Raw genomic sequence first — 13,202 nt, 5'->3', positions numbered from 1 at the left:
TCCTTAATAAACATGTTTAGATACGACTATACTATTTGGTTTTTCAAACTCTCGATTAAGGTAGGCTTGGTAAGTTCCTGGAGCGATAAATCCTTTGGGTGAGAGGATATCGGTGCCAGCCTGACCGACTATGGTATCAGCCAAGAGCACACAGTTTGTAGATAAGACAAAGTAGGATTTAAACTTAGATTTGATAAATTTATAAAGTTCCCCATCTGTCTCATGTCTGATTTTATAAGCGTAGGTGTAGTCTTCCTTACCATCACCTGTCATGATTTTATCTGCACTTGGCTCCCATGGAATCGTCAGTTGTTTCAATTCAGCCAACTTTTTCTGAACTGCTTTTTCCATTTCAGGCGTCAAATCTATTCCGTAACCAAAAAGTGTTTTTTGACTCTCACGTTTACATAGATCAATGTACTTATCGCGGTCACAGAAATATAAGACACCATCTCCTACCATACCAAATAAGGTCTCAGATGACGGATCATAGTTGCCATAAGAAATAACACGGCCCTGATAGCAGATATCCACATGACCAATAGCTGAAAACAGGGAGGTCTCAGCTGTATGAACAAAAATTTCTAGCTCTGCTGTCTTACCAGACTTCACTATTCCAAGATGGATATCTTCTTCCTCATCAGCATTTTCCAGCATAAATTTGTTAATTTTTGCTAAAGTTCTTGCAGGGATGAGAGCGGCTAGGACAATAGGTAAGCTAATTCTAATGCGACGTTTGAGATGGTTTTTCCCAATTTCCCCTTCAAATAAGAAACCGTCACGGATATTGGACAGACCATAAAGGAAAAAATAAGCCCCTAAAACAAAGAGTTGAAAGACAGAATTTCCCGTAGAGGACAAAAGACTAGTCCCACCAAGAAAAACTAGTACGAGACCATCTAGTAAGAAACGAAAACGAGGTCGAATTTTGTTTTTGCGGTAGAGAACATAGGTGACAAGGTTGATACTAGCATGAAAAATCTGATAAATTCCAATCACAAGAGCCAAAATATAAATTGGCACATCAGTAGCAAGATTCGAGCCTAGCAAATATCCCATCACTAACAATTTAACCAGTGCAACTCCCAAGGTGTCCGTTGACTGACTTTTTTTGAAAATACGTAATACTAAATCTAAGACCGTTGCTATCCAAGCTAAAAACAGAACCAGTCGAATAACCGTCACTGGCAACCAAGTTCCCGTGACCATCAAGATAAGACCTAGCAGAACAAACAAGAAACCCTGAACAAGTAATTTCTTACCTGTCAGACCTAAAGAAAGAATTTTTTCCATAAAAGACCTTTCAAAAATAATAATTAAGCCCTTTGATCAAATTGACTGGTAAATAGCTGACGGCACAAACAGCCTGTGCCAGCAAGACATGGCGACTGACTGTAGCAATGTCACCATCTTGTCTTTTGCACTTCTGAAATTTGTTTTATTGAGTCGAAATCAGAGCTTTTAAAAACTAGCTAAACTTGAAAGCTAACCATAATTGCTAGATAAAAAAGGTGCAACCAATCCTTCTTGTAAAGGTAGGAAAGAATTATATCCATTCCATTAATTATTTATATATTACCTATTGTGACACAATACTCACTATAATTCAACTTTTTACCTATTTAAAACCATAAAGCCTACATAACTCTTTGAAGAGAACAAAAATCTGAATGTAATAAGATAGTACCCATTACCCATATTATAATTAGATTATGAATTGAAGCTTTTTGGAACTAAAATTAGGAATAATTGAGAAAGTAGGGAGGGAAATTTTGCTTTTACCCCATTTTGAAATAATTTCATTTTAGATTTTTCTAAGTTTCTTTCAAAGAGCCTGCAGGGGGCATCTAAACAACAGGAAAAAGCCTTGATTTTAAGGCTTTTTTGTTTATCTAAGTATTTAGGATACACCACCAAAGACAGTTTCCCAATGTTCCACTTCTTCCTTAAATCGTACTTTTCCTTGGCTGTATAATCTCATAATCTTCACAAAGCGAACTGGATTGTTTTGGTTGTACAAAAGAAATACTGCAAAGAATAACAAGCCCGCAAACCACAAACCATAGCCTTCATCAATCGGTTGACCAAATTTTAGAGGAAGAGTCAAGAAATACAAAAAATAATAGATAGACACTATATTTACTACAAAGCGAGCAAATCGATAAGGTAAAGCAGACAGTTCTCTGGGATCAAACTGGTTTTTCACAAATAAATTATGAGATGCGGCATAATAAAAGACCTTCTCTGTCGTTGACTAAGCCTTTCGAACATTTTTATAGAGCCCTCGTTCAAGTATGGCAACCAAGAAGGAAAACTGCAGCAACCAAAATAGAAAAATGCAAGCTAGACTAAACCAGTTATAGACACCAATAAACTTGAGGGAAAAGAAGCCCGAAACTGCGGGTCCACCTGCTAGTAAGAGAATTACCAAGTCAGGAATAAAGGAATTCGTGTCACCAGCTTTTTCAGTATTGAGCAACCTACTCTTTGGAGCAGCTAGAGCCTCTCCTGTCTTTTGGTCATAATAGACCGCTTGTCCATCACATTCGCCGATAAAGACACGACGGCGTCCGAGAAAAAACATATTGACCTCTTTCTATTTATGAAAATAAGTCTTCAAATTTTAGAATTTTATTATCCTAGTATACCATAAACCAACTTACTAGGTCATAGGATAGCTAAGAGTCACATCTTGCTAAAAGGTTGACAGAACTTCGCTCCATAGGATATGATGGGAATACCTAGAATTTTATCTCTCCATGATCTTTACTCCTTCTACTGAAAAAGCGTTGGTGAGTTCAATTCTATATCTGGAGGTTTGTATGAAAATCTATTATTCAAAATTTGTCGGTGTCGGCTATCTAGTCTTTGCGGCGGGTGTATTCTTTCAATTTTTCTTTTTCCTCGCGCATGGATTGATCGACTTTTCCCAGCTTAGTTTTCTCACTGTGGTTCCAACCATCCTCTTTTTCGCTGCTATCTATTCAACGATTGCAGGCATCAAAAGACTGACTAGTCGTAGGCTCTCCTTTGAATTCTCCTTTGAAGGTATTTATGTATATCCCGGGCTCTTCTTTTCCAAGGAAATCTTCATTCCGAAAGAAGAATTGTTGCGAGCATCGTATGTTGAAGTGGATGTCAGTGACCCCGACCATGTCAACAGCAAGGCTTACTATATAGATTTTGATCTGAGAGAGGTGACCCAGCTAGAAGATATTTCTAAGTCAAACGTCATCATTGATACAAGTGTTCTGATATTGCGTCTCGCCCTTAGCCTCTGTCGATTTAGAGAGGAAGAAAAAGCCGAGTTGGCGACCTATCTAAAAGAAAACTACGGCATTGATTTCTTATATTAGCAAGTAATCAAAAAAGCCCTACATCAGGGCTTTTTTGATATTGTCCTTATTATCTTTCACTTTAACGCGAGCTTGCTAATTAGCCAACTTAAACGTCGTGTAAATTTGAATGCTTAAAATTTTATGCTTCGAAAACTTGTAAAAAAGTAAGGACATTTCACCACCCTTATTTCTGATTGATATTCTTAGTTACGGTAAAACTGGTTATCTTTGTCGCTTACAGATTGACCGATAGACAAGACATCTTGACTGCCATCTGTACCTGTCACTTCGTTTTGGACTCCAGCTGGGGTAAAGATCAGTCGTGCTCCTTGTCCACCACCGACAAGATGAATACCTGTTAAGTAATAGCCATCTCGTATTTAAAGGTTCCATTTGAACTTTGGATTGTCACAATTCCATCTGCTGTGACTGTTGCAGTTGTTCCCGCGTAGTTTTCCCAAGTCCCTACAAATTTAGCGTAAGCCTCTTGTGATTTTTGCTTATCTTCCTTTTGTTCTGCTTGAGTGGTTGTAGCTCCTTTCGCACTATTTGTTTCTGACTTCTGCTCTTCTTTTTGGCCTGCTTCAGTTTTACTTGCGGACTCTGTAGTCACCTTGCTTGTTATCTCCTTTTGGTTTGAAGATGACGTATTCTTGTCAGTCTTTCCACCACAGGCAACCAAGGTCAAGGCAACCAACAAGGTCAGGACTGATAGGCTCGTATAACGCAATGTTTTGTTTTTCATAAAAATCTCCTTTGAAATAGACACAGATAAAAGTAGCTCGTCAGATTTTGCATATATTTGACGGTTGTATCGTAGTCTTCAGTGTATCATTTATTTGCTTTTAATTCAATAGCTATCATATATCGAAAAAAGGCTAATCCAAGTAGGAATTAGCCCTTTTATTTCTAGTTTTGATTTGCTCGTTTTTTAGTAGATAAACATGGCATCACCAAAGCTAAAGAAACGGTATTTTTCATCGATAGCATGCTGGTAGGCTTCGAGAACCAATTCACGGCCCGCAAAGGCTGAAACAAGCATGACTAAGGTAGACTTGGGTAAATGAAAATTGGTAGAAAAAGCATCCACCACTTTCCAGTCATAACCCGGCTTGATAAAGATATTGGTCCAGCCAGAGTCTGCCTGGATTTGGCCATCAAACTTGCTTCCGATGGTTTCAAGCGTACGGATAGAGGTTGTCCCCACAGCAATGACACGGCCACCATTTTCTTTGACCTGTCGCAAGGTCTCTGCGGCTTCCTCAGACAATTGGTAAAACTCTGAGTGCATCTCGTGCTCATCCAAATTGTCTACTGAAACAGGTCTAAAGGTCCCAAGTCCAACATGTAAGGTCAGGTAGACTAGGTGAACTCCTTTTTGCTGGATTTCTTCTAGTAATTCTTTGGTAAAATGTAGCCCTGCAGTTGGGGCTGCTGCTGATCCACTCTCCTTGGCATAGACTGTCTGGTAACGTTCACGGTCATCCAATTTTTCGTGAATATAAGGAGGCAAAGGCATTTCTCCAAGACTTTCAAGTACTTCTAGGAAAATTCCTTCATACTCAAAACGGACAATACGACCGCCATGGGTTAATTCCTCAGTCACGACTGCGCTTAGGCGACCATCTCCAAAGACAACACGGGTGCCGACCTTGAGACGTTTAGCAGGTTTTGCCAAGACTTCCCATTCGTCTCCTGCTGTATTTTTCAAAAGCAAGAGTTCAACATGGCCCCCTGTTTCTTGTTTTTGACCATGAAGTCGAGCTGGCAAGACACGGGTATCATTCATAACTAGGGCATCACCTGGCTCTAGCATTTCGATAATGGAGTGAAAATGGCGATCTTGAAATTCTCCTGTTTTGCGATTGACCATCAAGAGCTTAGAGGCATCGCGCTTTTCCAGAGGTGTCTGTGCAATCAGCTCCTCTGGCAAGTGGAAATCAAAATCATTGGTATTCATTGGTGTCATTTTTCCTTTTCTTTTCTAATAGAGTTGCATTAGCTGTCAAAGCGAACTTCTTCAAGTAGGTACTCGATGAAACGTTCACCCATCTTGGACAAGCTTGTCTTTTCATGCTGGATATAAACCAGCTCAATCGGATCATCAATATCAAGTGGAATCGAAACGATATTGTCCCCATTAAGATTACTATTGAGGATACCAGTCGCGATGGTATAACCGTCCAAACCAATCAAGAGATTGAACAAGGTCGCACGGTCACTAACAACGATGGATTTCTTGTGGTGTTCCTGTGACAAGATTTCTTCTGAGAAGTAGAAGGAATTATGGGTCCCTTGGTCATAGCTCAAATATGGGAAGTCTTCTAGATCTGCCAACTGCACCTTGTCTCTTTTGGCAAGAGGGTTGGACTTGCTGACAAAGATATGGGGCTGGGCTGTAAAGAGATGATGAGCAACTAGATGGTTGTCATCCAACATCTTCGAAAGAACATCTCGGTTATAGCTATTTAAAAAGAGGACACCGACTTCACTGCGGAAGTTCTTGACGTCGTCGATGATTTCCCAGGTTCTGGTTTCACGCAAAAAAAGCTCATACTTTTCCATATCGCTTTTCTTAAGCAAGGAAACAAAGGCATTGACCACAAAAGCATAGTGTTGTGAAGACACACTAAAAAGCTCGCGATGAGCGATTGGGTTCTTATAGCGTTCTTCTAGAAGTTGAGTTTGTTCGACAACTTGACGGGCATAAGATAAAAACTCCATCCCATCACGTGTGAGGGTAATTCCTTTGGGATTGCGGATAAAAATCTCAATTCCCATCTCATTTTCTAGGTCACGAACTGCATTTGATAGACTAGGTTGAGTGATAAAGAGTTGCTTGGCAGCCTCATTCATCGAACCAGTCTCAACGATTTTGATAATATAGTGTAATTGTTGAATTCTCATGCTTTTATTGTACCATACTTGACGCAATATAAAAAGAACCAGTCACTGCATCTCCCATGATCCCTTTTGAATGTTAAAAGAGGTCGAAACAGTTTCAACCTCTTTTTATCTTTTATTATTAAACAAGCATTTAAACCGAAACCTAGCTTCCTCTTTCCCAGAAGATGGCTAATAAAATCATGGCTCCTAAAACTGATGGGATAATGGCCGTATCAGCTAGGATAGGTCCCCAGGTTCCAAATAGTAACTGACCCAAGAAAGCTCCAATCCAGCCCAAGAACATTTTTCCAAAACATCCCATTCGTTCTCCACGATTGGTGATAGCTCCTGCTAATAGTCCGATCAAAAGACCGACAAACATACTTCCAAGCATAGTTTCTCCTTAAATTGCCCAATCTCCATTGCGGAAGAGTGGTACGCATGTTCCATCCTCACGGATACCATCGATATCCATTTGGTTCGAACCAATCATAAAGTCAACGTGAACGTCTGAACGGTTAAGTCCTGCAGCTTCCAGTTCTTCTTCGCTCATCTCTGCTCCACCAACAACGCTCGTTGCATAAGCGGCACCGATAGCTAAGTGGTTAGAAGCATTCTCATCGAAAAGAGTGTTAAAAAAGGTAATACCTGACTGTGAAATTGGGCTTGGATCTGGTACCAAGGCACATTCACCCAAGGCACGCGCACCAGCATTCTTAAAGACGAGGTCCTTCATTACTTGATCACCCTTTTCAGCTGTGATATCAACGATTTGACCATTTTCAAAGGTCACCTTGATGCCTTCGATGATATTTCCATTATAGCTAAGTGGTTTTGTAGAAGTAACATAACCATCTGCACGACGGAAGTCAGGAGCTGTAAAGACTTCTTCTGTTGGCATGTTTGGCAAGAAACCTTCGCCTTGAGCATTGATAGCTCCAGCTGATTCCCAAACGTGGTTCTTAGGCAAGCCAAGTGTCAAATCAGTTCCAGGTGCTGTGTAGTGAAGAGCTGAGAATTGTTCTTTGTTGAGCATTTCTGCCTTGCTCTTCAAGATAGCTGCATGCTCTTCCCAAGCCTTAACTGGATCTTCTTCGTAGACACGGCAAGTTTTGAAGATTTGGTCCCAAAGGAGGTCCACTGCTTCTTCGTCACTCGCAGCATTTGGAAAGACTTTCTTAGCCCACTCTAGTCCAGCAGCAGCTGCTACAGTCCAGCTAACCTTGTTAGATTGAGTTGCGATACGCATTGGCTTCATAGCAATTCCCATAGCTTTAGCAGAAGCTGAAAGTTTTTCTGCATCTACTCCGTTCAAGGCACCTGGGTCAGAAGAACGGACACCGAGACGACTTGCTTTGTTTTCAAGAAGGTAGTTCATCTCAGCAATCTTGTATTCTGGTACATTGTCCAAACGCTCCATCGGCGCGTGAAGGAATTTCTCACGGTTTACAAAGTCATCTGCCCATTGAACGATAACTTCATGTGCACCAAGTGCATAAGCTTCTTTGACGATTAAGTGAGCCAACTCGCGTTGCTCCACATCGATAGAGAGAGCCAAAGTATGACCAGGTTGTACATTCACACCGTTTGCAACCAAAAGCTTAGCGTATTTTTCTAGATTTTCTTTAAAATTTGGTAAAACCATGTTGTTTCTCTTTTCTATTTTTATTTTTCTTTCAAAGCAGACAATAATCCTGCTAAAGCAATAGCACCAGACAAAAGCGCTGTCGATAGAAGAATTGTCTGATCAGCAAGGTCTAATTGATACTCAAACACCTTCTCAGCTGGCTTGTCTTCCGCGAAAATTCTTAGTTTCATTAAATGTCCTTTCTTATTCTTCGTACTCTCCTAGATAGAGACGTCGAGCCTCTGGGCTGTTAGTGAGGATATCTACATAAGTTTCATAGTCATCAAGCAGGGGCTTTCCCAAAGAGATATCTTGTTCTGGATTTATATTTTTCCCATAAAGATAGCAAAGGTAGAGACGCTCATTGAGTGTTGGAAATACTTCAATGGACATGTGTTCAGCCTGGCCTACCCGATCCCAATCCTGTTCTTTGATATCTGGTATGATATAAGCTTGGAAGAGGCCCATAAGTGGATTATCCTCCGGTTGACCACTGTCCTTATCCGCTAGAACTAAAGAACAGCGTCGACCAAAACCAGCTACTTGGCGCTCCCGTCCCTTTACCGAAACAGTAATAGGATGTCCTCCAATATGGCTATAAATCCATTCTTTGGGTAGTTCATAATCTAACAGGGGTTCAAGATTTTTAACAATCGTTACAGGACTATAGCGTAGAAACTGACGAGTAACTGCTTTACAAAAGAGGATATCCTCCTCTTTCAAGGTCACTCCCTTCCAGTTATTTTCTTCGTTAAAATGGTTGAAAAATACCAGATAGGGATCACGCACCATTTGTGCTAATACGTAAACGCCATTTCGCAAGCGTATGGAAATAACTCTCCCTGGTTTCCAAGGTGTTGCTCTTTTTTTCTTTACCATCATTAACTAACCTCAAACCTACATAAGACATTTCAAATTCTTAAAACAAATCATCAAACAAACTCAGCTGGTTATCCTCTGGCATATTGCCAAGAATGCCCATTTCATCCATCTTTTCAACCAAGGTTGATGAGAGCCCACCACGCTTGCGGAGTTCTGTTTTAGAGAGGAATTCTCCCTCTTGACGAGCACGAACCAGTTGCTTGGCAACGTTCTCTCCTAGACCATCCATAGCGACAAACGGTGGGATGAGGGTGTCTCCGTCTATGATGAATTCAGTCGCATCACTGCGATAGAGGTCTAACTTGCCAAATTTAAAACCACGTTCCCACATCTCATTGACGATTTCAAGTGTTGTGTAAAGGTCAATTTCTACGTTAGAAGCTTCATTGTTCTTGCGCTTTTCAGCAATTTCTTGCATCTTACGTTTGATAGCTTCCAAGCCTGCACCCATGGTCTTGATATCAAAAGCCTTGGCACGGATGGAGAAGTAAGCACAATAATAATAAATCGGATGGTGAACCTTGAAGTAGGCCACACGAAGGGCCATCATAACGTAGGCAGCCGCGTGGGCTTTAGGGAACATGTACTTGATTTTCCCACAAGATTCGATATACCACTCAGGGACATTATTAGCCTTCATGGCTTCGATATAACCGTTACGCTCTTCTTCAGAGATTTTGAGCCACATTCCCTTACGTACACGCTCCATGATGGTAAAGGCCATCTTTGGATCTAGACCAGCGTGCATGAGGTAAACCATGATATCATCCCGACATCCGATAACGGTTGACAGGTCCGCAATTCCAGCCTTGATCAAGTCTTGGGCATTCCCCAACCATACATCGGTACCGTGAGACAATCCAGAAAGCTGTAGCAACTCCGCAAAGGTCGTCGGATGGGTTTCATCCACCATTCCGCGAACAAAGTTGGTCCCAAACTCTGGAATTCCAAGCATACCGGTTGAAGTACCGATTTGTTCAGGTGTCACTCCCAGGATATCTGTACCCGAGAAGAGGGCCATGACACCAGGGTCGTCCATAGGGATATCATTTGGATCAATGCCTGATAAGTCCTGAAGTTTCCGAATCATGGTCGGATCATCATGACCAAGGACATCAAGCTTGAGGACGTTCTCATCGATATCGTGGAAGTTAAAGTGAGTAGTCTGCCATTCAGCAGTTACATCATCTGCAGGATACTGTACCGGAGTAAAGTCATAGACATCCATATAGTTAGGGATAACAACGATTCCTCCTGGGTGCTGACCGGTCGTACGTTTAACACCTGCGGCTCCTTGAGCTAGGCGCTCTACTTCGGCTTCACGGTAGAACTTGCCATAGTCACGCTCGTAACCCTTGACAAATCCATAGGCTGTTTTAGCAGCCACCGTACCAACCGTTCCTGCACGGAAGGCATATTCTTCCCCAAAGATATCACGAACATCCAAGTGAGCACTTGGCTGGTCCTCCCCTGAGAAGTTCAAATCGATATCGGGAACCTTATCCCCGTCAAAACCAAGGAAGGTCTCAAAAGGAATGTCCTGTCCATTCTTACTGAGCTTGTGGCCACAGTTAGGACAGTCTTTATCTGGCATATCAAAGCCTGAACCGTAAGAACCATCTGTGATAAACTCACTGTACTGACACTGACCACAGACATAGTGAGGAGATAGCGGATTAACCTCGGTAATCCCAATCATGGTCGCAACGAAACTAGAACCGACAGACCCACGTGAACCAACCAAATATCCTCGTTCGTTGGAACGGTGCACTAGCATCTGTGAAGCCAGATAAATAACGGCAAATCCATTCCCCAAGATAGAAGTCAATTCCTTTTCAATCCGTAAATCAACGATATCTGGGAGTGGGTTCCCATAGATTTCGAAGGCTTTTTTGTAGGTTAACTCGGCAACTGTTTCTTCGGCTTTGTCAATGAAAGGTGTGTACAAATCACCCTTTACAACTTCCACAGGTTCAAAGATTTCTGCCAAGGCATTGGTGTTTTCAATGACAATCTTACGAGCCAAATCTTCTCCTAGAAAGGCAAACTCATCCAACATTTCATTGGTTGTTCTAAAATGCGCCTTGGGTAGCGGAGCTGGTTGGGCAGCTTCTCCATGGCCGATCGTTCGGTTAATCATGGCACCCTGACCTAGACTTCGTACGATAATCTCACGATAAATCTCATCCTCAGGTTCGAGATAGTGGACATTTCCTGTCGCAAGAACCGGCTTGCCGAGACGATCTCCAACCTCTATCAAACTCTTGATAATGGTGTGGAGCTCCTCCATGTCCTTGACCTGCTCTTTGGCAATCAGAGGTGCATAGATAGCTGGAGGCATCACCTCAATAAAGTCATAGTATTTAGCAACTTCGACCGCCGCATCTACACCCTGTGATACGACTGCATCAAAGACTTCTCCTTCCGTACAAGCCGATCCCAAGATTAAACCTTCTCGATGGGCATCTAGTACTGTACGTGGAATCCTTGGAACTCCTTCAAAATACTGGGTATTTGAGAGAGAAACCAGCTTAAAGATGTTTTTCAAGCCTACTTGATTTTTTACATAGATAGTCGCATGCTTGACGCGAGCTTTTTTATAAGAGTCCGTACTGATTAAATCAAGGTTTAATCGTGCCAAATCTGTCACACCATGTTTTTCTGCCACTTCCTTGATAAAGATAAAAAGCAGACGGCCAGTTGCTTCCGCATCATAGTTGGCCATGTGGTGGTGTTCTAGGGCAACTCCAAAACGCTTGGTCAAAGGTCCTAGACCGTGGCGCTTGTATTCAGGATAGAGATTTCTTGCGAACTCTAGCGTATCGATGACAGGCTGAGTGATTTTTGGAAGACCATGACGTTCATAATTAGCATTCATAAAGCCAACGTCAAAGGTCGCATTGTGGGCTACAAGAACGGTATCTTTACAGAATTCTTGGAATTCTTTCAGAACTTGAACCAATGGTTTGGCATTTTTTACATGGTCATCCGTAATTCCCGTCAATTCTGTCGTAAAGGCTGATAAGGGGTGCCCAGGATTGATAAATTCATCAAACTCAGCAATGATATTCCCCTTATACATCTTGGAAGCTGCCACCTGAATTAAATCATTATAGATAGCAGATAGACCAGTCGTTTCCACGTCAAAGACTACATAGGTAGCTTCAGAAAGATCCATCTCAACTTCGTTATAGACGATAGGAACACGGTCTTCAACGATATTGGCTTCCATCCCATAAATGAGCTGAATACCAGCTTTCTTTGCTGCCTTATAACCATGAGGGAAGGACTGAACATTTCCATGGTCCGTGATTGCTACGGCTTTGTGTCCCCATTTGGCTGCTGTTCCAACGATTTCTTCGACCTCAGGAAGAGCATCCATCGTCGACATATTGGTATGGGCATGAAATTCAACACGACGCTCACCTTCTGGCATTAAGTCCTTACGCTCATAGTGAACGACTTCCTGAACATCTTGCACATTCATGGTCAAATCTCGTGTGAAATTATTCATCTCAACATTCCCACGGACACGGAGCCATGAATTTTTCTTAATCATGTCAAACTTCTGAGCTTCTTCTTCGTTTTTGACCCATTTTTGCATAGAGAAACTAGAAGTATAGTCGGTCATCTTGAAGTTAATCAAGACACGACCTGTTCTAGTCACCTTCTGCTCAACATCAAAGACAACACCCTCAAAAACCAGACGATTTTCTTCGGTATTGACCTCGATCATAGGAGTAATTTCTTCCTTGTCTAGTTTTGGCTTAGCAGCTGCCTTCTTAGCCTGAAAATCAAAGACAGGTTTATCCTCAACTGGAGGAGGCGGTGCCATCTGTTCTAACTGCTCCATAGCACGAAGAGTCTCTTCATTGGCAGCCTGAACAATCATTTGATTTTCCGAATGGAAAGCTTCTTGCTCTTCCTTGGTCAAATCTTCATTTTTCTCTAAAACACAAGTGAATTTAGGAAAGCCAAAAAGTTCCAGCTGTTTACTGAGATTTGGTAGGTGGTTTTTTCTGAAATGCTCTGTATCTGCTGCTTCAGAGGCCTCAATAATCAACTGATCATTTTTAAATCGAACCTGAAAATCCTGATACATGGTTCGAAAGCCTTGACTAGAACAAGGGCCAGCTGAAAAAGCCTCCCGATAGTAGGCCTGTAAAAGCTCTCTTGAAAAATCTTGATCTTTCGTTTTAATCTCGAAAGTCGCTTGATTTCCCGTTTTTGAAAATTCTTCTTTCAATCCCTTCTTCAATGCTAAAAAGAGTTCAAAGGGCAGGATATTCTCAAATACAAAACGAAACTCCCAAATGTTACTTTGTTTGTGTACAATAACTTGTTCAATTTCAGCCTGGGAGAAGGCCTCATGATTTCTTATCTCAGCGGGAATTCCCAACTGATTCATTAAAATTTCAAAAGTGGTTGACATCCATTTTCCTCACAATATACTCCTTCTATTTTACCAT

General features: G+C 41.6%; 10 protein-coding genes and 1 pseudogene. 1 reads left to right on the top strand and 10 read right to left on the bottom strand.

Annotated features, from left to right (window positions below):
- Positions 1–3 precede the first annotated feature (3 nt).
- Entirely contained in the window at positions 4–1,293 is a 1,290-nt protein-coding gene (locus tag AC3E9F_RS04510) for a DUF308 domain-containing protein (protein ID WP_490672861.1), read from the bottom strand.
- A gap of 607 nt (positions 1,294–1,900) precedes the next feature.
- A pseudogene (locus AC3E9F_RS04505) lies at positions 1,901–2,584 on the bottom strand (hypothetical protein).
- A 238-nt stretch (positions 2,585–2,822) separates the two neighbouring features.
- On the opposite strand from AC3E9F_RS04505, the gene AC3E9F_RS04500 reads away from it, so the two are divergent.
- Entirely contained in the window at positions 2,823–3,356 is a 534-nt protein-coding gene (locus AC3E9F_RS04500) for a hypothetical protein (protein ID WP_263394354.1), read from the top strand.
- A 340-nt stretch (positions 3,357–3,696) separates the two neighbouring features.
- Here the strand turns inward: AC3E9F_RS04500 and AC3E9F_RS04495 are convergent, their stop codons facing one another.
- The 8 genes from AC3E9F_RS04495 to AC3E9F_RS04460 all read right to left on the bottom strand — a co-directional run bounded on the left by AC3E9F_RS04495 (position 3,697) and on the right by AC3E9F_RS04460 (position 13,165).
- A complete protein-coding gene (locus AC3E9F_RS04495; protein ID WP_490672860.1) occupies positions 3,697–4,083 on the bottom strand; it encodes a hypothetical protein in 387 nt (128 codons plus the stop codon).
- A 186-nt stretch (positions 4,084–4,269) separates the two neighbouring features.
- A complete protein-coding gene (gene queA / locus AC3E9F_RS04490; RefSeq protein WP_490672875.1) occupies positions 4,270–5,298 on the bottom strand; it encodes a tRNA preQ1(34) S-adenosylmethionine ribosyltransferase-isomerase QueA in 1,029 nt (342 codons plus the stop codon).
- A 38-nt stretch (positions 5,299–5,336) separates the two neighbouring features.
- Positions 5,337–6,245 carry a LysR family transcriptional regulator gene (locus tag AC3E9F_RS04485; RefSeq protein WP_254726727.1) on the bottom strand — a complete coding sequence of 303 codons (909 nt, stop codon included), beginning with the start codon at positions 6,243–6,245 and terminating at the stop codon, positions 5,337–5,339.
- 142 nt (positions 6,246–6,387) lie between these two features.
- A complete protein-coding gene (locus AC3E9F_RS04480) occupies positions 6,388–6,618 on the bottom strand; it encodes a GlsB/YeaQ/YmgE family stress response membrane protein (RefSeq protein WP_195183603.1) in 231 nt (76 codons plus the stop codon).
- Between the two features lie 9 nt (positions 6,619–6,627).
- Positions 6,628–7,869, bottom strand: coding sequence for an aminopeptidase (locus AC3E9F_RS04475; protein ID WP_490672859.1), 1,242 nt, complete (start codon positions 7,867–7,869; stop codon positions 6,628–6,630).
- Positions 7,870–7,889: 20 nt separating this feature from the next.
- Positions 7,890–8,042 (bottom strand): hypothetical protein, encoded by a 153-nt coding sequence (locus tag AC3E9F_RS04470; RefSeq protein ID WP_263394351.1) that lies wholly within the window; start codon positions 8,040–8,042, stop codon positions 7,890–7,892.
- Between the two features lie 13 nt (positions 8,043–8,055).
- Positions 8,056–8,733: a hypothetical protein gene (locus AC3E9F_RS04465; RefSeq protein ID WP_263394350.1), complete on the bottom strand. Its 678-nt coding sequence runs from the start codon at positions 8,731–8,733 to the stop codon at positions 8,056–8,058.
- A 37-nt stretch (positions 8,734–8,770) separates the two neighbouring features.
- Positions 8,771–13,165 carry a PolC-type DNA polymerase III gene (locus AC3E9F_RS04460; protein WP_263394349.1) on the bottom strand — a complete coding sequence of 1,465 codons (4,395 nt, stop codon included), beginning with the start codon at positions 13,163–13,165 and terminating at the stop codon, positions 8,771–8,773.
- Positions 13,166–13,202 lie beyond the last annotated feature (37 nt).

This window comes from Streptococcus sp. SCPM-O-B-15277 (M60), from assembly GCF_058200335.1.
Note: the sequence above shows the minus strand (reverse complement) of the source record. Positions and strands in the feature narration are given on the sequence as shown.

Coding starts and splice junctions, on each gene's coding strand:
- AC3E9F_RS04480 (WP_195183603.1), bottom strand. CDS start 6,618: ATGCTTGGAAGTATGTTTGTCGGTCTTTTGATCGGACTATTAGCAGGA.
- AC3E9F_RS04470 (WP_263394351.1), bottom strand. CDS start 8,042: ATGAAACTAAGAATTTTCGCGGAAGACAAGCCAGCTGAGAAGGTGTTT.
- AC3E9F_RS04475 (WP_490672859.1), bottom strand. CDS start 7,869: ATGGTTTTACCAAATTTTAAAGAAAATCTAGAAAAATACGCTAAGCTT.
- AC3E9F_RS04495 (WP_490672860.1), bottom strand. CDS start 4,083: ATGAAAAACAAAACATTGCGTTATACGAGCCTATCAGTCCTGACCTTG.
- AC3E9F_RS04465 (WP_263394350.1), bottom strand. CDS start 8,733: ATGATGGTAAAGAAAAAAAGAGCAACACCTTGGAAACCAGGGAGAGTT.
- AC3E9F_RS04460 (WP_263394349.1), bottom strand. CDS start 13,165: ATGTCAACCACTTTTGAAATTTTAATGAATCAGTTGGGAATTCCCGCT.
- AC3E9F_RS04510 (WP_490672861.1), bottom strand. CDS start 1,293: ATGGAAAAAATTCTTTCTTTAGGTCTGACAGGTAAGAAATTACTTGTT.
- AC3E9F_RS04485 (WP_254726727.1), bottom strand. CDS start 6,245: ATGAGAATTCAACAATTACACTATATTATCAAAATCGTTGAGACTGGT.
- AC3E9F_RS04500 (WP_263394354.1), top strand. CDS start 2,823: ATGAAAATCTATTATTCAAAATTTGTCGGTGTCGGCTATCTAGTCTTT.
- queA (WP_490672875.1), bottom strand. CDS start 5,298: ATGAATACCAATGATTTTGATTTCCACTTGCCAGAGGAGCTGATTGCA.